This window comes from Micromonospora sp. NPDC000089, from assembly GCF_042899365.1.
Lineage (GTDB): Bacteria > Actinomycetota > Actinomycetes > Mycobacteriales > Micromonosporaceae > Micromonospora.
Genome location: NZ_JBIAZT010000002.1, coordinates 319,343 through 339,222 on the forward strand (window position 1 = coordinate 319,343; position 19,880 = coordinate 339,222).

General features: G+C 74.4%; 19 protein-coding genes and 1 pseudogene. 7 read left to right on the forward strand and 13 right to left on the reverse strand.

Annotation, left to right across the window (positions count from 1 at the left end; genetic code table 11):
- Positions 1-41: 41 nt before the first annotated feature.
- The 6 genes and pseudogenes from ACFY3U_RS04910 to ACFY3U_RS04935 all read right to left on the reverse strand — a co-directional run.
- Positions 42-803 (reverse strand): annotated as a pseudogene (locus ACFY3U_RS04910) (aldo/keto reductase); the annotation flags it as partial.
- A gap of 53 nt (positions 804-856) precedes the next feature.
- On the reverse strand, positions 857-1,246 hold the full coding sequence (locus tag ACFY3U_RS04915; protein WP_387194983.1) for a type II toxin-antitoxin system VapC family toxin: 390 nt from the start codon (positions 1,244-1,246) through the stop codon (positions 857-859).
- A gap of 19 nt (positions 1,247-1,265) precedes the next feature.
- Positions 1,266-1,535, reverse strand: coding sequence for a type II toxin-antitoxin system Phd/YefM family antitoxin (locus ACFY3U_RS04920; protein ID WP_387194985.1), 270 nt, complete (start codon positions 1,533-1,535; stop codon positions 1,266-1,268).
- Positions 1,536-1,631: 96 nt separating this feature from the next.
- A complete protein-coding gene (locus tag ACFY3U_RS04925) occupies positions 1,632-2,546 on the reverse strand; it encodes an LLM class flavin-dependent oxidoreductase (protein WP_387194988.1) in 915 nt (304 codons plus the stop codon).
- A 126-nt stretch (positions 2,547-2,672) separates the two neighbouring features.
- Positions 2,673-3,995, reverse strand: a complete 1,323-nt coding sequence (locus ACFY3U_RS04930) for a low temperature requirement protein A (protein ID WP_387194991.1) — start codon at positions 3,993-3,995, stop codon at positions 2,673-2,675.
- Between the two features lie 45 nt (positions 3,996-4,040).
- Positions 4,041-4,619: a TetR/AcrR family transcriptional regulator gene (locus tag ACFY3U_RS04935; protein WP_387194994.1), complete on the reverse strand. Its 579-nt coding sequence runs from the start codon at positions 4,617-4,619 to the stop codon at positions 4,041-4,043.
- Between the two features lie 134 nt (positions 4,620-4,753).
- On the opposite strand from ACFY3U_RS04935, the gene ACFY3U_RS04940 reads away from it, so the two are divergent.
- The gene (locus ACFY3U_RS04940; RefSeq protein WP_387194997.1) at positions 4,754-5,701 is read left to right on the forward strand and encodes an SDR family NAD(P)-dependent oxidoreductase; all 948 of its coding nucleotides are present in this window, start codon (positions 4,754-4,756) and stop codon (positions 5,699-5,701) included.
- An 89-nt stretch (positions 5,702-5,790) separates the two neighbouring features.
- On the opposite strand, the gene sucB is transcribed toward ACFY3U_RS04940, so the two are convergent.
- Together sucB and lpdA are read right to left on the reverse strand one after the other, a co-directional pair.
- Positions 5,791-7,677, reverse strand: coding sequence for a 2-oxoglutarate dehydrogenase, E2 component, dihydrolipoamide succinyltransferase (sucB, locus tag ACFY3U_RS04945; RefSeq protein ID WP_387195000.1), 1,887 nt, complete (start codon positions 7,675-7,677; stop codon positions 5,791-5,793).
- Between the two features lie 73 nt (positions 7,678-7,750).
- Positions 7,751-9,142: a dihydrolipoyl dehydrogenase gene (gene lpdA, locus ACFY3U_RS04950; protein WP_387195003.1), complete on the reverse strand. Its 1,392-nt coding sequence runs from the start codon at positions 9,140-9,142 to the stop codon at positions 7,751-7,753.
- 177 nt (positions 9,143-9,319) lie between these two features.
- Here lpdA and ACFY3U_RS04955 point away from each other — a divergent pair, with 177 nt between their 5' ends.
- Positions 9,320-9,649 (forward strand): hypothetical protein, encoded by a 330-nt coding sequence (locus ACFY3U_RS04955; RefSeq protein WP_387195006.1) that lies wholly within the window; start codon positions 9,320-9,322, stop codon positions 9,647-9,649.
- A 97-nt stretch (positions 9,650-9,746) separates the two neighbouring features.
- Here ACFY3U_RS04955 and ACFY3U_RS04960 read toward each other — a convergent pair whose 3' ends face one another.
- Positions 9,747-11,321: a leucyl aminopeptidase gene (locus tag ACFY3U_RS04960; RefSeq protein WP_387195009.1), complete on the reverse strand. Its 1,575-nt coding sequence runs from the start codon at positions 11,319-11,321 to the stop codon at positions 9,747-9,749.
- Positions 11,322-11,483: 162 nt separating this feature from the next.
- Between ACFY3U_RS04960 and gcvT the strand changes: the two genes are divergently transcribed.
- Entirely contained in the window at positions 11,484-12,611 is a 1,128-nt protein-coding gene (gene gcvT / locus ACFY3U_RS04965; RefSeq protein WP_387195012.1) for a glycine cleavage system aminomethyltransferase GcvT, read from the forward strand.
- Between the two features lie 16 nt (positions 12,612-12,627).
- Here gcvT and ACFY3U_RS04970 read toward each other — a convergent pair whose 3' ends face one another.
- From ACFY3U_RS04970 to ACFY3U_RS04980, 3 genes are all read right to left on the reverse strand, one after another.
- A complete protein-coding gene (locus ACFY3U_RS04970; RefSeq protein ID WP_387195015.1) occupies positions 12,628-13,920 on the reverse strand; it encodes a DUF2314 domain-containing protein in 1,293 nt (430 codons plus the stop codon).
- 66 nt (positions 13,921-13,986) lie between these two features.
- Entirely contained in the window at positions 13,987-14,724 is a 738-nt protein-coding gene (locus ACFY3U_RS04975; RefSeq protein WP_387195951.1) for an adenosylcobinamide-GDP ribazoletransferase, read from the reverse strand.
- A 67-nt stretch (positions 14,725-14,791) separates the two neighbouring features.
- Positions 14,792-16,651, reverse strand: a complete 1,860-nt coding sequence (locus ACFY3U_RS04980; RefSeq protein WP_387195018.1) for a bifunctional adenosylcobinamide kinase/adenosylcobinamide-phosphate guanylyltransferase — start codon at positions 16,649-16,651, stop codon at positions 14,792-14,794.
- A gap of 150 nt (positions 16,652-16,801) precedes the next feature.
- Here ACFY3U_RS04980 and ACFY3U_RS04985 point away from each other — a divergent pair, with 150 nt between their 5' ends.
- Complete coding sequence (locus tag ACFY3U_RS04985) at positions 16,802-17,002, forward strand: hypothetical protein (protein WP_387195021.1); 201 nt, start codon at positions 16,802-16,804, stop codon at positions 17,000-17,002.
- Positions 17,002-17,802: a site-2 protease family protein gene (locus ACFY3U_RS04990; protein WP_387195024.1), complete on the forward strand. Its 801-nt coding sequence runs from the start codon at positions 17,002-17,004 to the stop codon at positions 17,800-17,802. Before ACFY3U_RS04985 ends, ACFY3U_RS04990 begins: the two co-directional genes overlap by 1 nt.
- Positions 17,803-17,842: 40 nt before the next feature.
- Here ACFY3U_RS04990 and ACFY3U_RS04995 read toward each other — a convergent pair whose 3' ends face one another.
- Positions 17,843-18,400, reverse strand: a complete 558-nt coding sequence (locus ACFY3U_RS04995; protein WP_387195027.1) for a TetR/AcrR family transcriptional regulator — start codon at positions 18,398-18,400, stop codon at positions 17,843-17,845.
- Between the two features lie 106 nt (positions 18,401-18,506).
- On the opposite strand from ACFY3U_RS04995, the gene ACFY3U_RS05000 reads away from it, so the two are divergent.
- Positions 18,507-18,923, forward strand: a complete 417-nt coding sequence (locus ACFY3U_RS05000) for a nuclear transport factor 2 family protein (RefSeq protein WP_387195030.1) — start codon at positions 18,507-18,509, stop codon at positions 18,921-18,923.
- A complete protein-coding gene (locus ACFY3U_RS05005) occupies positions 18,920-19,747 on the forward strand; it encodes an NmrA family NAD(P)-binding protein (protein WP_387195033.1) in 828 nt (275 codons plus the stop codon). The genes ACFY3U_RS05000 and ACFY3U_RS05005 overlap by 4 nt, the downstream gene beginning before the upstream one ends.
- Positions 19,748-19,880: the final 133 nt, after the last annotated feature.

A 19,880-nucleotide genomic window follows, 5' to 3' on the forward strand; every position in this document is an offset into this window, starting at 1 on the left:
GCGGCACCGACCCGACCCGCTCCGTCGGTGCCGCCAACTGTTCAGGCTGCCGCTCGCAGGTCCGCCAGCAACCGCTCCACCTCGGCGAAGGCGTCGGCGGGCAGTGGCCCGTACGCCAGGGTGCCGAAGTTCTCCTCGGCCTGGGCGACCGTGCGGCACCCGGGGATCGGCAGGGTGCGCGGGCTGCGGGCCAGCAGCCAGCCCAGCGCGCCCTGGGCGAGGGTGCGGCCGTCGGCGGTCAGCGCCGCCCGGATCCGCTCCAGCCGGGCCGACCACTGCGGGGTGGGGCGGCCGTCGCGGAACCAGACCAGCCACTCGGGTGCCCGGCCGCGTACGTCGTCCGGGCCGACCGACCGGGTCGAGCCGGTGAGCAGGCCCATCGCCAGCGGGCCGCGGTTGAGGCTGGCCAGGTTGAGCGCGTCGCAGACCGCGAACATCTCCGGGTTGTCCTTGAACACCGACTCGTCGTGCTGCACGGCGGCGCAGTGCGGCCCCGCCTCGGCGAACGCCCGCGCCGACGCGGGGTTGTCGGTGCTCCAGCCGTACGCCCGGATCTTGCCCTGGGTGACCAGGCCCTCCAGGGCGTCGACCAGGTCGAGCGCGGCGGACGCTGGCAGGTCGTTGAGGTGCAGCTGGTACAGGTCGACGTGGTCGGTGCCGAGCCGGCGCAGCGACTCTTCCAGGCTGGTCACCGCGTACGCGGGGCCGGCGTCGGTGCCGGTCCACCGCCGGGTGGCCTCGTCGGAGACATTGCCGAACCGCGTCGTCGCGCGGCCGGCCAACGCCCGCGAGAAGATCCGCTTCTACGAACAGCCGACCTGAGCCAGCCAGGGTGGTACCGGTGCCTGCCCTCGGCTCAGGAAGGACGACGCACCGGACGGATGGTCACCAGGTCGTCCAGTCCGACGAAGTCGGCGGGGTTGGTGGTGTACAGGGGCAGGTCGTTCGTGTGTGCCACCGAGGCGATCATCAGGTCGGCGATGCGGCGACGGGTGCCGCGTCCTGCGGCGAGCACGGCAGCGGATATCAGACCGAATGCGCGCGCCGCTTCTGCATCGAACGGAAGTGGGTCGAAGGTGGCTTCTGCGTGCTGGAGCAGGCTCATGCGGCGCGCTCTTTCCCGAGGCTCGTCCGCGTGGTGTGGGCCTGCCGAGAGTTCGGCCAGCGTTACGGCGCTGATGACCAGCTCGTCCGGCAGCTCGGCTGGGTCCAGCCCGGGCAGGTGGATGACGATGTTCGTGTCCACCAGGCCACGAGCCGGCGACTCACCACTCACGATCGGGCAGGTCCTGGTCGAGTGCCTCGTCCAGGTCGCGTCTGAACTGCGCTCCGTCGAGCACGGGCGCGGTGGCGAAGGCCGCCATCACCTCGGCCCGCGGCACGAAGGTACGTCGCCTGATGGGGATCAGCCGACCGATCGGCGTGCCGTTACGGGTGATCGTGAACGACTCTCCCCGTTCTACGCCGCGCATGATCGAGCCGGAGTCGTTCCGCAACTCGCGTTGGGTGATCTCTCGAGAAGCATGCTCAGCCACGAATAGAGCTTAACCCCCTGTGCTACAAGGTGCTACACACTGGTATCCGCGAAAGTTGGCCCGCCGGGATCAGGATGCCCCTCGCCTCTCGCACCGTCACGCCAGTCGGGCCAGTACCGGGGTGAGCGGGTCGAGCGCGTCCCGGCGTACCACGAAGCGGGTGACGCCCCAGCGGCGCTCGTGCTCCGCGACCGCGGCGACGATCTCGTCCGCGGTGCCGATCAGCACGAACGGGGTGGCCAGCAGCTCGGCGACGGTCAGGCCGAGCTCCTTCGCGTGCTCCGCCGCGACGGCCTCCGCGTCGTCGGTGACCACCACCTGCTGCACCAGCGCCTCCAGCGCGGGCGGGTCGCTCCGGCCGGCCGCGCCCGCCGCGACGCAGGCCAGCTGCGCCTCGATCTGGTCGGGCCGCCAGCGCACGTCGTGGGCGTGGCCGTCGGCGAGGGTACGCCCGAAGCCGGTCAGCCCGACCACGTCGGCGTGCGCGCCGGCCCAGCGCAGCAGGGTCGAGTTGGCGGTGCCCATGGTCAGCGGGATGCGCTCACGCACCGGCCGGGGGCTGTCCAGCCGGGCGTCCCGGGTCACCAGATCGGCGGAGTCGACGGTCACCGTGGCGCCGTCGAGCAGGGCCCGGACCGCCTCGGCGACGGCGACACAGCGGCGGACCCGACCGGCCACGTCTGGGCGCTCGCGGCCCACCGCGTGCCACTCGGCGGGGGTGTGGCCGGCGCCGACGCCGAGCCGGGCCCGGCCGCCGGAGACCAGGTCGAGGGTGGCCACGTCGGTGGCGAGCAGCAGCGGCTCCCGGACGCCGAGGTTCGACACGTACGAGCCCAGCTCGATCGTCGAGGTCACCGACGCGGCGGCGGCCAGCGCGACGAATGGGGAGGTGACCGCGCCGGGGTGGTCGGCGGCGAGCAGCGCGGCGAAGCCGGCGGACTCGGCGCGGCGGGCCAGGTCGAGCCAGCTCGCCGCGTCGGCGGGGGTGGACTGGAGCGAGAAGGTGGTCACCGGGCCGAGCCTGCCCGGGTGGCGTAGGCCCGGCCACCCCGGAGGCGCCGATTCTGCCGACCGGCGAATTCGCACTCGGCGTAGTGACCCGCCGGGCAACCGCCCGACAGGACTGGGCGGCCGTGGTCACTCGCCCTCGTCCGGCTCGTGCCAGCGGGCCCGCCAGGCGGCCTCGTTCGCCTCGTGGGTGGTCCGCTCCTCGAAGATCAGTTCGTGCAGGGCCCGCCGGGCGTCGGCGAAGACCACCACCTCGGTGGCCACCAGGCCGACGCAGATCGCGGTCAGCACGCCGAGCGCGGCCAGCGCGGGCAGCGCGCCGGCCACCGGCATGGCCGCCACCAGCACCAGCACGGCGCCGATCCTGGTCCAGCTGACCGTGCGCAGGGTACGCAGTTGAAACAGCATGTTCGCGCTGAGATAGCAGATCACCCCGCCGAAGAGCAGCGGCACGTTGGGACTGATCGCCGGGGCGTTGGTGGTCAGGTGCGGATCGGCGATCTGGTGCACGATCCCCTCGGCGCCGAGGGCGAACAGGATGATTCCGGCGATCATCGGCAGGTAGAGGTAGGAGTACGCGTCCCGGGCCATCGCCACCCGGGGGCCGTCCTTCGCCGCGTGCAGGGCGATCCGGGCGGCCGGCCCGATCATGTCGTAGTGCGCCCACCAGAGGGCCGCCGTGAAGATGATGCCGAGTACCGCGGCGGTGACCGCCGGCCAGGTCGGTGGCTGGCCGATCAGGTTGCTGCCCACGCCGACCGAGATCACCGACTCGCCGAGAGCGATGATCAGGATCAGGTCGTACCGCTCGGTCCAGTGCTCCGCCGAGGTGATCCCCCACCCCGAGGTTCCGGCGATCATGCCGCTGCTGTACTGCACCAGCACCACCGCGGTCCACAGCGAGTCCCGCACCAGCGCGGCCGTCCCGGGGTCGCTGATCCGGACAGGGACCAGGGCGGCGGCGAGGAACACCAGCGTACTGGCGATCAGCTCCGGGGTGAACTGCCGCAACTGGCGGCGCTCGTTCGGGCTGTCCCGGACGGCGTGCAGGTAGAGCGTCAGGTGCACGAGGCGGATGACGACGTAGCTCCCCGCCGCCACCAGCGGCCCGGCGGCGTTGCCCCGGGGATCCTGGAAGGCCTGCGGTAGGGCGAGGGCGAAGGTGAACAGCGCCGCCATTCCCACCGTCATCAGTACCGGGACGAAACCCTCGCCGAGCCTGACCCGGGTGGCGACGATGCTGTGCACCACCCAGGCCCACCAGAGCACGGCGAGCACCAGCAGGGCGTGCAGGAGCGACGCGCCGGTGATGTGCAGCGCGGTGGCCCGGGTGATGATGAAGAACGAGAAGACGAAGACCAGGTCGAAGAAGATCTCGAAGCGGTCGACCCGGGCGCCGGGTGCGACGGCGACGGCGGGGCCCAGCCGCCTGCTGCGCCGCCCACCGCCCATCCGTCCACTTTTTCAGCGTCCGACCGCGCCGGCGGCGATTCCGCCTCAACCCGTCCGGCCGTACCGCAGGCCGTCCATGAGCAGGTCGAGCAGGCGGCCGGCCAGCTCCCGGGCCTCCGGCCCGCCGGCGGCCAGCGACACCCCGGAGAGCCCGGCCAGTACGTCCGCCGGGTCCACGTCCGGGCGGACCGTTCCGGCGGCGGCGCCCGCGGTGAGCAGCCGGGCCAGCGCGCCGACCAGCAGGTCCCGGCTCTGCGCGAACGGGTTGGCCCCGGTGGCGATCACCTGCCGCAGCGCGTCGGCCATCCCGCGCTTGGTGGCCAGGTAGTCGACGAACCGCTCCATCCACGCCCGGGTCGCCTGGTCCGGGGGCAGCCGGTCGAGCAGGTCGGCGGCCGCGTCGCAGAGCTTCGCCAGTTCGTTGCGGTAGGCGGCCTCGACCAGCGCGTCCCGGGTGGGGAAGTGGCGGTAGAGGGTGCCGATGCCGACGCCCGCCTCCCGGGCGACGGCGTCCAGCGTTACCTCGGGGCCGGGGCGGGAAAACGCCCGGACGGCCGCCTCCAGCAGGCGCTCACGGTTGCGGGCCGCGTCGGCGCGCAGTGGTCGGGGTCCGGGCTCCGGCACGTCTCCTCCTCGCCGATGACGGGCTGCGGTTGGCAACCGGAGGATCCTCCGGTTAGTCTCGGAGACGTACCGGAGGGGCCTCCGCTTCTCATCGTAGCGGCCGGACGCCGGCCGCCTCGGACAAGGACGGACCAATGACCAGCAGCACACCAGTCAGCACGCCCTTCGACGCCCGGACCACCGCCGCCGAGGTCGTGCGGGGCGTCGACCTGACCGGCCGGCGGGCGATCGTCACCGGCGGCGGGTCGGGCATCGGCGTGGAGACCGCCCGCGCGCTCGCCGCGGCCGGCGCCGAGGTCACCCTCGCCGTCCGCAGGCCCGACTCGGGCCGCGTCGCCGCGGCCGACATCACGGGTACGACCGGCAACGAGCGGGTTCTCGTCGCCCCGCTCGACCTCGCCGACCAGCACTCCGTCGCCGCGTTCGTCGCCTCCTGGGCCGGCCCGCTGCACATCCTGGTCAACAACGCCGGCATCATGGCCTCGCCCCTGATGCGCACCCCGCAGGGCTGGGAGATGCAGTTCGCCACCAACCACCTGGGCCACTTCGCGCTGGCCACCGGGCTGCGACCGGCGCTCGCCGCGGCCGGTGGCGCGCGGATCGTCTCGGTCAGCTCCAGCGCGCACCTGCGCGCGGCGGTGGACTTCGACGACACCCACTTCCACCGGCGGCCGTACGAGCCGTGGACCGCGTACGGGCAGTCGAAGACCGCCAACGTGCTCTTCGCGGTGGAGGCGACCCGGCGCTGGGCCGACGACGGCATCCGCACCAACGCGCTGATGCCCGGCGGCATCCGCACCAACCTGCAGCGTTACGTGACCGAGGAGGAGCTGGCCCGGCTGCGGGCGGCCAGCGGCGGCTCGGCCGCCCCGAGCTGGAAGACCCCGGAGCAGGGCGCGGCCACGTCCGTGCTGGTGGCGGCCTCGCCGCTGCTCGACGGCGTGAGTGGGCGCTACTTCGAGGACCGCCAGCAGGCCGGCCTCAACCAGCCCGGCACCCGCACCGGAGTGGCCGCGTACGCCCTCGACCCGGAGGCCGCGCAGCGGCTCTGGCAGGTCTCCGAGGAGACGCTGCGCGGCTGACCCGTCCCGCGAAGACAAAAGGGCGCCCCGGTCGATCACGACCGGGGCGCCCTCGTGCGCGTAGCGGGTCACCGACCCAGCGCGGTGGCTTACAGGCCCAGCTCGGCCTCGAAGTTGCCGGCCTCCAGGCGCTCCTTGACCGCGGACAGGAAGCGGGCCGCGTCGGCGCCGTCGATCAGCCGGTGGTCGTAGGACATGGCCAGGTAGACCATCGAACGGATCGCGACGACCTCGCCCAGCTCCGGGTCGTTGACCACGACCGGACGCTTCACCACGGCGCCCGTGCCGAGCATCGCCGACTGCGGCGACGGCACGATCGGGGTGTCGAAGAGCGCGCCCCGGCTGCCGGTGTTGGTCAGCGTGAACGTCGCCCCGGCGAGCTCGTCCGGGCTGATCTTGTTGGTCCGGGTGCGCTCGGCCAGGTCGGCCACCCGCTTGGCGATGCCGCCCAGGTTGAGGTCCCCGGCGTCATGGATGACCGGCACCACCAGGCCCCGCTCGGTGTCCACGGCGATGCCGAGGTGCTCGGCGGCCGGGTAGGTGATCGTGCCACCTTCCAGGTCCAACTGGGCGTTGACGACCGGGAGCGCCTGCAGCGCCTCGATGGAGGCGAGAGCGAAGAACGGCAGGAAGGAGAGCTTCACGCCGTGCCGCTGCTGGAAGGAGTCCTTCGCGCGGGCCCGCAGCTTGGCGATCCGGGTGACGTCCACCTCGACCACCGTGGTCAACTGCGCCATCTCGTGCAGCGACTCGTGCATCCGCTTGGCGATGGCCTTGCGGATCCGGGGCAGCTTCTCGGTGGTGCCCCGCTTGCTGCTCGGCTGCGGCTTCGCGGCCGGCTGCGCCGGGGCGCCCCCGGTGGCGGCCGGCGCCTGGGCGGCCGGGGCGGGAGCGGCCTTGGCGGCCTTGGCCTTCTCGGCCGCCTCCAGCACGTCCTGCTTGCGGATCCGGCCACCGACCCCGGTGCCGTTGACCGAGGAGAGGTCGACGCCGTGCTCGCCGGCCAGCTTGCGCACCAGCGGGGTCACGTAGCCGGCGGCCTCCTCGCCGCCACCCTGAACGGGGGCGGTCGGCCGCTGCGGGGCCGGCGACGGGGCGGACGGCTGGGCGGCCGCCTCGGCCTTCGCCGGCTCGGCCGCGGTCTCGGCCTCGGCCGACGGCTCGTTGTACGACATGCCCGGGGTCGGCTCCTCGGCACCGGCCTGCGGCTGGGCCTGCTGCGGCTGGGCCTGCGGCTTCGGCTGCGGGGCCGGCTCGGCCTGCGGTTGGGCGGCCGGCTTCGCCTCGGGCTGCGGCTGCGACTCGGGCTTCGCCTCGGCCGGGGCGGCGCCGGCGGCGCCGATGATCGCCAGGTCGGCGCCGACCTCGGCGGTCTCGTCCTCGGCGACCTTGATCTCCAGCACGGTGCCGGCGACCGGCGAGGGGATCTCCGTGTCGACCTTGTCGGTGGAGACCTCCAGCAGCGGCTCGTCCACCTCGACGGTCTCGCCGACCTGCTTGAGCCAGCGGGTGACCGTACCCTCGGTGACGCTCTCGCCCAGGGCCGGCATCTTCACCGGGGTGCCCGCGCCGGACGACGCCGGGGCGGCCTGGGCCTGCGGCTGCTCGGCCGGCTGCTCCGGCGCGGCGGCCGGCTGCTGCTCCGGCTCCGGGCCGGTACCCTCGGCGGCGGCCGTCGGCTCGGCGGCCGGCTCGGCCTGCTCGGTCGGGGCGGCCTCGCCGCCACCGGCGGACTCGCCCTCGCCGGCGATGACGGCGAGCTCGCTGCCCACCTCGGCGGTCTCGTCCTCGCCCACCACGATCCGGCTCAGCACGCCCGCCGCGGGGGACGGGATCTCGGTGTCGACCTTGTCGGTCGACACCTCGAGCAGCGGCTCGTCGACCTCGACGGTGTCGCCCTCCTGCTTGAGCCAGCGGGTGACGGTGCCCTCGGTGACGCTCTCGCCGAGCCGAGGCATGGTGACCGATACCGGCATGTTCTGAAACTCCTTCGTGGCCTGGTGCGATCCTCGCCCGCTGTGCCGCCGGCGTCGCGGAATGAGTGTGGGGTCAGCCGTGGACGTGCAGCGGCTTGCCGGCCAGGGCCAGGTGCGCCTCGCCGAGAGCCTCGTTCTGGGTCGGGTGGGCGTGCACGAGCTGCGCCACCTCGGCCGGGTACGCCTCCCAGTTGTAGATGAGCTGCGCCTCGCCGATCAGCTCGCCGACCCGGGCGCCGACCATGTGCACACCCACGACCGGGCCGTCCTCCACCCGGACCAGCTTCACGAAGCCGCTGGTCTTGAGGATCTGGCTCTTGCCGTTGCCGGCGAGGTTGAAGTTGAAGGTCTTCACCTTGTCGGCGCCGTACTGCTCCTTGGCCTTCGCCTCGGTCAGGCCGACGGACGCCAGCTCCGGGTCGGAGTAGGTGACCCGCGGGATGCCGACCTCGTCGATCACGGCCGGGTTCTGGCCGGCGATCTCCTCGGCGACGAAGATGCCCTGCGCGAAGCCCCGGTGGGCGAGCTGCAGGCCGGGCACGATGTCGCCGACCGCGTAGACGTTCGGCACGCTGGTGCGCAGCCGGTCGTCGGTCAGCACGTAGCCGCGGTCCATCTTCACGCCCTGCTCCTCGTAGCCGAGGTCGGCGGTGTTCGGGCCGCGCCCGACGGCGACCAGCAGCAGCTCGGCCTCGACCGTCTCGCCGCCCTGGATCGTCAGCTTGACGCCGTTCTCGGTCTTCTCGACCTTCTCGAACGGCTTGCCGACCTTGAAGTTGATCTTACGCTTGCGGAACGCCCGCTCCAGCGCCTTGGACGACTCCTCGTCCTCGGCGGCGACCAGCCGGGGCAGCGCCTCGACGATGGTCACGTCCACCCCGAACGACTTCCACACGCTGGCGAACTCGACGCCGATCACGCCGCCGCCCAGCACGATCGCCGACGAGGGGACACGGTCCAGGGTGAGCGCGTGGTCGCTGGTGATGATCCGCTCGCCGTCGACCTCCAGGCCGGGCAGGCTCTTCGCGTACGACCCGGAGGCCAGGATCACGTTGCGGCCGGTGTACCGCTTGCCGTCGACCTCGACGGTGTTCTGGCCGACCAGCTTGCCGGTGCCGGCCACGAAGGTGATGTTCTTCGCGCCGCCCACCAGACCCTGCAGGCCCTTGTAGAGCCGGGAGACCACGCCGTCCTTGTACGAGTTGACCGCGGCCATGTCGATGCCGAGCAGCTCGGCCTTGACACCGAACTGCTCCGACTCGCGGGTGTTGTCGGCGACCTCGGCCGCGTGCAGCAGCGCCTTGGTCGGGATGCAGCCGTTGTGCAGGCAGGTGCCGCCGAGCTTGCCCTTCTCGATCAGCGCGACGGACAGGTCCAGCTGGGCGGCGCGCAGCGCCGCCGCGTAGCCGCCGCTGCCACCTCCGAGGATGACGATGTCGAAGGTCGCTTCGTTCGGCTCGCTCACGCTCAACTCCCAGGTCGCGTCGCTGCATCGGGGGTCACGGCGGGATGACAGGGACACACCCCACCTCGGTCATCTTGTCACTACCCCACTCGGGGCGCGTAGTGAGGTGCCCAACGACACGTCGCCGACACGTACGCTGGGCACCGTTGTCGAGCACGGGCGGGGGAGGGACGGTCGGTGGGGCTCTTCCGACGACGCAGGCGCGCGGGCACCACGAGCCGGGAGCGGGCGGCCGACCGGGCCGACCTCGAGCACCTGGAGAACTTCGTGCGCACCCGGCGCGGGGTCGAGGCGTACATCGAGCCGCGGACCACGGTCACCGAGACCACGGTCATGCTGATCGCCGACGACGGCGAGTGGACCCGGCGACGGATCGACGGCCCCGACGGCGCCCGCCGCCTCGCCCACCGCCTCGCCATCCCCATCTACGACGTCCGCCTGATGGGCTACCCGCAACGCATGCGCGACCACAACGAACGCCGCAAGCGCCGCCCCGAACTCTTCTGACCCACCCCTGACGCGCCTCTTTCACGGGAAAGAGTGGCCATTCCCCGGGGAATGGCCACTCTTTCCGGGAATGTGCGCGGGGGCAGCGCGGGAGGGGTCAGCCGTTGGCGGCTACGTCCTCCACCAGCTGGATCAGGGTGCGGACGGGGACGCCGGTGCCGCCCTTGGTCCAGTAGCCGGTCGGCTCGCCCGAGTGGTAACTCGGGCCGGCGATGTCGATGTGCGCCCAGGCCACCTCGTCGGTGACGAACTCGCGTAGGAACACGCCGCCCTGCAGCATGTGCCCGGCCCGGTCCATCCCGGCGTTGACCTGGGAGATGTCGGCGACGTCGGAGTCCATGCCCTTGCGCACGTCGTCCGGCAGCGGCATCGGCCAGGCCGGCTCGCCGACGGACTCGCCGACGACCTTGACCCGCTCGCACAGCTCCGGGGTGCCCATCACGCCGGCGATCCGCTTGCCCAGCGAGATCACCTGCCCACCGGTCAGGGTGGACGTCTCGAACAGGTAGTCGGTGCCGTCCTCGCAGGCCCGGGCCATCGCGTCGCCGAGCACCATCCGGCCCTCGGCGTCGGTGTTGAGCACCTCGACCTTCTTGCCGTTGTACATGGTGATCACGTCGCCGGGGCGGTAGCTGGCGCCCGACGGCATGTTCTCCGCCATCGGCAGGTAGCCGCTCACCGCCACCGACGGCTTGATCGCCGCGATCGCCAGCATGGCGGCGCCGACGGCCGCCGCGCCGGCCATGTCGGACTTCATCTCCCACATGCCCTGCGCCGGCTTGATCGAGATGCCGCCGGTGTCGAAGGTGATGCCCTTGCCGACCAGCGCCACCCGCTTGCCGTTGCCGCCACCAGCCGGGGTGTAGGTGAGCTTCACCAGCCGCGGCGGTGCCTCCGAACCCTGGCCGACGGCGGTGATGCCGCCGTACCCGCCGGAGCGCAGGGCCTCCTCCTCCAGCACCTCCACGGTCAGGCCGGCTGCCCGGGCGGCGGTCGCCACGGCGTCGGCGAAGGCCGGCGGGCGCAGCTCGTTCGGGGCGGCGTTCACCCAGTCCCGGCTGGTGCGGACCGCGCCGGCCACCACGGTGGCCCGGTCGATCTCGGCCCGGGCGGTGGCGTCCGCGGCGTCCGGCACCGCGACCAGCACCTCGGCCACCGGCTCGCGCCGGGCCGGCTGCGGGCGGGTCTTGTAGCCGGCGAACCGGTAGCCGCCCAGCAGCGCGCCCTCCGCGACCGCGCGCAGCGCGGCCGGGGCGTCCGCGTCGTCCGGCAGCGGGAGGGTCAGCGCCACCCGCGACGCACCGGCGAGCGCCCGGACGGCCGCGCCGGCGGCCCGCCGCAGCGACTCCGGGGCCGGCGCCGCGCCGGTCGGCTCCGGCCCGAGGCCGACCGCGGCGACGATCGGTGCGGAGACGGTGCCCAGCGTGGCCAGCTTGATCACCTCGCCGGGGCCGCCGGTCGCGCCGAGCAGCGCCAGCGTCTCGGTCAGCTTGCCGTCGAAGGCGGCGGCGATGCTCTCCGCGCCGCTGGCCAGCAGCAGGGTGCCGGCGAGGCCGCTCGCGGCGTCCTGCCCGCCCGTCTGGCTGTGCAGGCCGATCACGATCGCGTCGACGGCGAGCTCGGCGGGGTCGGTGTCGACCAGGCTAAGGGTGGTGGTACCGGGCGATGTCACTGAGGCTACTCCGGGCGGGCCGGGCCGGTCGCGTCGTCGCGTACCGGCGGTGAGGGTCTCCGGCGCAACCTACCCGCCGGAGGTCGGGCGCGTCCCGCCGATGTTCATGACGGGTTCCCGCCGATGCTAACCAGCCGGGTGCCCACCGGTAGGTTGCCACCCATGACGGACGTGACCTCCGACGCCGCCGCGACCCGGCTGCGACGTTCCCCGCTGCACGAGCGGCACACCGCTCTCGGCGCCAAGTTCGCCCCCTTCGGAGGCTGGGAGATGCCGCTGGAGTACGCCGGCGGCGGCGTGCTGCGCGAGCACACCGCCGTCCGCGAGGCCGTCGGCGTGTTCGACGTGTCCCACCTGGGCAAGGCGCGGGTCACCGGCCCCGGCGCGGCGGACTTCGTCAACGCCTGCCTCAGCAACGACCTGGCCAAGATCGGGCCCGGCCGGGCGCAGTACACGCTCTGCTGCGACGACGCCACCGGCGGCGTGGTGGACGACATCATCGCCTACCTGCACGCCGACGACCACGTCTTCCTCATCCCGAACGCGGCGAACACCGCCGAGGTGGTCCGCCGGCTGCGCGCGGCCGCGCCGGCCGGGATCACCGTCACCGACGAGCACGAGGCGTACGCGGTGCTGGCCGTGCAGGGGCCCCGCTCGGCGGAGCTGCTGGACGCGCTGGGCCTGCCCACCGGGCACGACTACATGAGCTTCTCCACCGCCACCCTGGGCGACGCCGAGCTGACCGTCTGCCGCACCGGCTACACCGGGGAGCTGGGCTACGAGCTGGTGGTGCCCGCGGAGCACGCGGTGGCGGTCTGGGACGCCCTGTTCGCGGCCGACCCCGCGCCGCGGGCCTGCGGGCTGGGCGCCCGGGACACGCTGCGCACCGAGATGGGCTACCCGCTGCACGGGCAGGACCTGTCGCTGGAGATCACCCCGGTGCAGGCCCGCTCCGGCTGGGCGGTGGGCTGGGACAAGCCGGCGTTCTGGGGGCGGGACGCGCTGCGCGCCGAGAAGGCCGCCGGCCCGGCCCGTACGCTGCGCGGCCTGGAGGCCGTCGACCGGGCCATCCCGCGCACCGGCATGACCGTGTACGCCGGCGACACCGAGGTCGGCGCCGTCACCAGCGGCACGTTCAGCCCGACGCTCAAGCAGGGCGTCGCGCTGGCGCTGCTGGACACCGACCCGAAGCTCGCCGACGGCGACCTGGTGGAGGTGGACATCCGCGGCCGCCGCGCCCGGATGCGCGTCACCCGCCCGCCCTTCGTCCAGCCCTCGGTCCGGAGCTGAGCCGGGGGGCCGGCCGTCAGGAGGGGGTGGGGGGCTCGCCGGCGTCCAGGACGGCCTGGGTCCAGCCGCCCTCGATGACGCCGGTGCCGTCCAGCAGCGCCCAGTCGACGACGTCCGTAACCTCGACCACCACCGGTGAGCCGATCCGCACGGTGGGGTCGGTGTCGGCATCGCTGGCGCTGGCGCCGACGATCCGCTCGGCGGCCTCCCACGAGGTCACCCCCGCCCAGACGTACTCCGGGCCCTCGTCGCCGGGGAGGCCGTACTTCACCACCAGCTGCGCCTCGGGCGGCAGGGCGTCGGCGAGGAACCGGGCCCGGATGCCGTCCAGGCCGGCCCGGGCGGTGGCGACCGCCCGGCTCATCGCGTCGCCGGCCCGGGCGTACCGGACGTCCGGCTGGATGCCGGAGAAGAGCGTCGCGCAGGCCGCCGCGTAGTACTTCCCGTCCGGCCCCGGATGCCCGGGCGGCGGGCGGAGGCTGAGGAACGAGTCGGCCTCCGGGTCGGTGGCCGGGTCCAGCTCCAGCCGCAGCAGCACCGGGGCGGTAGCGCCGTGCTGCTCCGGATTGCCGTACGCCACCGCGATGTCGTGCCCGGTGACCGTGGCCAGCACCGGCAGCTGCACGAACGCCGGCGCCTCCTCGCCGGCCAGCCCGTCGGTCCAGTCCCGCAGCAGCCGGCGGGCCGCCCCGGTCATCACCGCGCCCCAGGCCCGGGTGAGGTGGTCCGGCACGCCCTGGGTCTGCAACTCCAGCAGCCCGAACCGGCGCAGCCCCTTGGTGGTGAACCAGAGCCCCTCCGCGTCGGAGGAGTACGGCACCAGCACCCAGTCGACCAGGCGTACCCGGCCCTGCTCGTCCGGCAGCGAGCGCAGCGCGGTGGCCGGGTCGAGGAACTGCAGGCCGAACACGTCCACCACGTCGCCGTCGACCGACTCGGCGATCGCCGCCGCCACCGCCCGGGCCGCCCACTCGTGCGCCGGCGGCCAGCCCGGCCGGTACTCGGCCTGCACCACCACCAGGTGGCTCGCCGCGGCCAGCCGGCCCAGCTGCGCCTCGGTGGCCCCGAACGCGGTGAGCAGATCCGGCGGCAGCTGCGGAAACTCGTCGATGGTACGGGTGTCCACGCTCATCAGCGGGCTGTCCAGCATCTGCCGCGCCAGGCCGTGCACCGGCCCGGCCAGCCGGCCCTCCAGGGCCTGCACCGCGGTCTTCGCGCTCACCCGGGGCAGCCCGGCCATCGGCACCAGGTAGGTCGCGCTCAGCGACTCGGGGACCGGCACGGGCAGGAAGTCGTCGGTGATGAGCAAGTCGTTCCCCCGCCAGGACGTGCCGGTGCTGTCGGGGGAAACGCTACCCGCCGGCCCGCGCCGCGTTCAGCCGGACAGCACCAGACCCAGGTAGGCGAGCGTGGTGACCAGCTCCACGCTCGCGCCGAGCACGTCGCCGGTGATCCCGCCGAGCCGGCGTACCAGGTGGCGCAGCAGGACGGCGGCGACCGCGAGGGCCGCCACCACGGCGAGCGGCCCCTGCCACGGGCGGCCCGGCACCGCCGGCGCCGCGGCCAGCGCGACCGCGGCCACCCCGGCGACCAGCGCCACCGGCCCGACCGTGCCGGCGACCAGCGCGCCCAGCCCGTCCGGCCGGGCCGCCGGCACGCCGCGCCGGCAGGCCAGCGCCACCCCGGCCCGGCCGGCGGCGGTCGCCGCGACCACGGCCGCCGTCGTGGCCGGCCAGGACCGACCGGCCAGCTCCGCCAGGCACGCCGCCTGGATCAGCAGTACGACCACCAGCGCGACCACCCCGAACGGGCCGACGTCCGGCTTCTTCATGATCTCCAGCGCGGCCGCCCCCCGGCGGTACGACCCGAGCGCGTCCACGGTGTCGGCCAGCCCGTCCAGGTGCAGCCCCCGGGTGGCGAGCGCGCCGGCGGCCACGGTCACCCCGGCGGCGACCAGCGGCGGCGCCAGCGCGGCGGCGCCGAGCAGCACCCCGGCGAGCGCCGCCCCGAGCAGCGCCCCGACCAGCGGGGCGAGGGTCATCGCCGGGCCCGCCGTGCGCCGGTCGACCCGGCCGGCGTGCACCGGCAGCACGGTGAACGTGGTCAGCGCCAGCCGGAGCCCGTCGAGCCGCCCCGGCCCAGCCGGCCGGTCGGTCGGAGTGTCGCCGCCGCGGCCCGGGTCAGCCGGCACGCCAGCCGGACGGGTCCCGCTCCGGCGCGGTGCTGGCCGGCCCGGGGCCGGCCGGCTCGGGCTCGGCGAAGTCCGGCTCGCCCAGGCGGGGGTGCGCCGGCAGCGCGGCGGCCAGCGCCAGCACCGAGCGCAGCAGCGGCAGCGCGGTCAGCGCGTTGGCCCCCTCGCCGAGGTCGAGCCGCAGGTCGAGCAGGGGGTTCAGGCCGAGCACGTCGGCGGCGAGCCGGACGGCCGGGTGACCGCCGTGGTCGGCCAGCAGGCACCAGTGCCGGGCCTGGCCGGCCAGGTCCCGGCTGACCATGCCGGCGGCCAGCCCGACCGGGCCGTCCAGCAGCACCGGCACCCGGCGCGCGGTGGCGCCCAGCAGCACGCCGGTGGCCACCGCGATGTCGCCGCCACCCAGCTCGGCCAGCACGTCCTTGGCGTCCCGGGGGGAGCGCCGGGTGCGGTGCAGGGCGTCCCGGACGGCCGCGCAGCGGACCATCCAGGCCGCGTCGTCGATCTCGCCGTCGGCGGTGTGCACCCGCCCGAGCACCGCCGGCGGTTCCGCGCCGGCGGTCGCCGCCAGCACCGCCGCGGCCGCCGCCTCGGTGCCGGCGCCGCACGCGCCCAGCACCAGCAGCCGTACGCCCGCGTCGGCGGCCTCCTCGGCGAGCCGCCAGCCGTAGCGCAGCGCGGACTCCACCGCCGCGCCGTTCAGCGCCGGCTCCTGCTCGATCGGCGCGGAGCTGGGCGTGTCCACCACCTGGAGGCTGGCGCCGCTCTCCGCGGCCAGCCGGGCCAGCGCGCCCCGGCCGGCGCGGGCCTGACCCGCGCGCCGAGCGGACTCACCGGGCAGCGTGCCGGCCGCCGCGCCGCCCTGGTGGTCGCCGTAGAGCAGCAGCACCCGCACGTTCGTCCAGGGCGCGGGGGTTGGGGTGCCCTGGGTGGCGGCGGCGAAGCCGACCACCCGGTCCAGCACGCCCAGGCCCGCTCCGGGCACGTCCAGGGTGCCCAGCCGCTCGACGGCCTGGGGACCGGCGTACTCGTCCGGCATCGGCAGCTCCATGCCGGGCTGGATGACCAGGCCGGTGGCGACCATCGGCAGCGCCATGGTCGGCGCCGCCCAGGCGGTGCCGTTGGTGTCGGCCGCGGTCGGCTCGTCGGGCACGGACGGGGTCAGCACGTCCGGCAGCGGCGCCTCAGGCTCGTCGGTCGGCGCCAGGGTGAGCTGCTCGGCGGGGCGGCTCGCGGCGACCTCGGTGTGCCGGTGCGCGCCGCCGGGTGCGGGCTGGGCGGGCACTGCGGTCGGGCGGGCCGGGGCGGCCGGCTTGAGCCAGACGGGCTGCCCGGCGACCACCAACGCCACCGCGTCGCAGGCGTCCGCCACCGCCCGGTTGGCCGCGCCGAGCGCGTCGGTGAACGCCCGCCCCAGCGGGGTGGTCGGCACCAGCGACAGCCCCACCTCGGGGCTGACCAGCACGATCCGCGCCTCGCTGGCGCGTACCGCCTCGGCCAGCTCGGCGATCGTGGCCACGTCGTCGGCGGGCTGGTGCGCCGGGTCCAGCAGCACCGTCACCCAGCCGCCCAGGTCGTCCACGAGCAGCGTCTCGTTCGGGCCGGCGGTGGCGATCACGTCAGCCAGCCGGCGCGGGTCCTCGGCGGTCTCCTCGGTGGTCCAGCTGCCCGGCCGGCGCTCCCGGTGACCGGCCAACCGGGCCGCCCACTCGGCGTCCTCCGGGTCGGCGTCCGCGGCGGTCGCCAGGTAGCGGACCGTGGCCGCGTCGACCACCAGGGACTCGGCGAACTCCGACTTGCCCGAGCGGGTACCGCCGAGCACCAGGACCGTGTTCCACCCGTCAACGGACATGCCCCGTACCTTAGAGCCGACCGGCCGGTGGCCGCCCGCCGGGCGGCCGGGCCTCCCGGCGGGCGGCGCGCGTCGGCCGGCGCGGCGATCTCCGACTACGCTTGCGGGGGTTCCGCCCCCGGGGCGGCGAGCGGCGAGGGGAGACGCGGCATGGCGTGGAGCTGGCGGTACGAGGGCACGGGCGGTGCGTCGGTCGACGGACCGGCGGAGGCGTTCAGCAGTCAGGCGGACGCCGAGTCGTGGATCGGCCAGACCTGGCGGGAGCTCGCGGCGTCCGGCGTCACCTCGGTCGCGCTCGTCGAGGACGACCGGGTGGAGTACCGGATGAGCCTGCTGCCGACGGCGGAGTGATGACCGCCTGGGACCGCCCGGGCGGGGAACCGCTGGTGCTCGGCGTGCCCCGGGCGGCGTTCCGGCCCAGCCCGATCTTCCTGGGCCTGGTCGCGCTCTTCGCGGCCAGCGGGGTGATGGCCTGGAACAGGTTCGGCAACGTCCGCTTCGACGTGTTCCTCTTCGTCGTCTCCGGCTGGCTGGTCTCGCTCTGCCTGCACGAGTACGCGCACGCGGTGGTCGCCTACCGGGCCGGCGACCGGGACATCGCGCACCGGGGCTACCTGACGTTGAACCCGTTCAAGTACACCCACCCGCTGCTGTCCATCGTGCTGCCGGTGGTGGTGGTGCTGCTCGGCGGCATCGGCCTGCCCGGCGGCGCGGTCTGGGTGGACCGGCACGCCATCCCGGGCCGGCTGCGGCACACCCTGGTCAGCCTCGCCGGCCCGGCCACCAACGTGCTGTTCACCCTGATCCTGGTGGCGGTGCTGCGGATCGGCCTCGGCGCGGGCGGTCCGATCGAGTTCTGGGCCGGCCTGGCGCTGCTGGCGTTTCTCCAGCTCACCGCCAGCGTGCTCAACCTGCTGCCGGTGCCCGGCCTGGACGGCGGCAACATGATCCAGCCGTGGCTGAACCCGCAGTACCGCAAGATGTACGACCTGTTCGCGCCGTACGGCTTCCTGCTGCTGTTCGCGCTGCTGTGGAACCCGCGGATCGGCGGCTGGTTCTTCGGCGCGGTCTTCGCGGTGGCCGACGCGCTCGGCCTGCCGCCCTGGCTCTACGGCGCGGGGCTCGACCTGATCCGCTTCTGGCAGGGCTGAACGGCTGCTGGCAGGGCTGATCCGCCTCCCGCCCGGCTGGTCAGCCGGTGGGGCGGGGGGCGTTCAGCACCGACCGGACCAGTGCGCCCAGTCCGGCTTCCCAGCGCGCGTCAGGCCAGTCGCGCAGATGCTCCACGAGGTCGCTGCGGACGGCCGCCAACAGGGCATGGGCCAGGTAGTCCGCCGATTCCGGGCCGCGCGCCGCGGAGACGAGGGCGGTCAGCAGGGCGTGCCACTCCTCGTACGACTCGGCGCGGTAGGGACTGCCGTTGCCGGCGTTCTCCAGGGCCAGGGCGAGCACCCGGTTCTCCCTCTTGAACCGGACCAGCTCGCCCAGCAGCGCGATGACCTGGTCAGTCGGCGGGTCGCCCGACCGATCCGTCGCCAGCGCCGCCCGTAGGTGCTCGCTGCGCCTGGCGTAGAGGGCGCGGACGAGTCCCACCCGGTCGCCGAAGTGGCGGAAGAGAGTGCCCTTGCCCACTCCGGCCGCGGCCGCGACGTCGTCCATGGCGATCTGCTCGGGGTCGGTGGCGGTCTCGAACAGCCGGTCCGCCGCGGCGAGCACCGCCTCCCGGTTACGTGCCGCGTCGGCGCGCACAGCTACCCCCTTCGCAAGCGGACCGTCGGTCCGCTACAGTCAAAGCGGACCACCCGTCCGTTTATCCTAGATCATGGCGGGTGGCCACCGACGAGGAGGAACGACCGTGCCGAATGCCGCCACCGACCTGTTCCACCACGCCATGGACCTGCTGCTCGCCAAGGACATGGCCGGATTCATCGCGCTGTTCGCCGACGACGGCGTCATGGAGTTCCCGTTCGCACCACCGGGGCAGCCGGGCCGGGTGGCTGGCCGCGCCGCGCTGCACGACTATCTGATCGGCTATCCGGAGCTGCTCGACATCCGCGAGATCGAGGACGTCACGGTGCACGAGACCGCGGAGCCGGCGGTGATCGTCGCCGAGTTCACCGCCTCCGGTGTCGTCGTCGCCACCGGGAGGCCGTACCGCCTGCGGTACATCGCCGTCCTGACCATCCGGGACGGGTACCTCGTGCACTACCGCGACTACTGGAACCCGCAGGCCGCGCAGGAGCTGCTCGGCGGGGGACTGGTGCGCGGATGATCCTCGTCATCGGCGGCACCGGAACGACCGGCCGACTCGTCACCGCGAAACTCGCCGCCGGGGGCCACCCGGCCCGCGTCGCGAGCCGCCGGCCGGCCGCGGGCGAACCCCGATTCGACTGGTACGACCGCGGCACCCACGCCGCCGCGCTCATCGGCACGACAAGCCTCTACCTGATCGCACCCGTCGGCGACGCCGACCCGGCGCCGACCATGCTGCCCTTCCTGGACCTTGCCCGGCGGGCCGGGGTGCGGCGGGCCGTGCTGCTCAGCTCCTCGGGAATCGAGGCCGGCGCGCCCGGACTGGGCGAGGTGCAGGCCGCCCTCGGCGGGATGATCCCCGAGTGGACGGTGCTGCGACCCTCCTGGTTCATGGAGAACTTCGTGGGCGAGCACCCGCAAGCCACGAGCATCCGGGAACGTGGCGAGATCGTCAGCGCCACCGGTGACGCCCGGGTCGGGTTCGTCGACCCGGCCGACATCGCCGAGGTGGCGGTGCGCGCCCTCACCGACCCGACCTCCCACGACACCGAGCACGTCATCACCGGCCCCGAGCGGTTGAGCTACGCCGACGTCGCCGCCACGCTCACCGACCACCTCGGCCGCCCGGTACGGCACCGGGCGGTCGACGAGGACACGCTGGCGGCGTACCACGAGGATCACGGCCTCCCGCCCGACTTCGCCCGCTTCCTCGCCGGGCTGGACACGGCCGTCGCCGCCGGCGCGGAGGACCGCGTCACCGCCACCGTCGCGGACGTGACGGGCCGACCGCCCCGGTCGTTCCGAGACTTCTGCCTGGCCCGACTGGCCGGGAGGCGACCATGACCGGCTCGTCGTCGCCCGTCGGGCGGTAGGGCGCGCCCGCTCACCGGGAGCCGGCGCGCAGCGGCGGGGTGGGTCAGGGTCGGCGTACCCCGGGAGGACCCCGGCCGGCGCGGGATGCCGCGCCGGCCGGGGG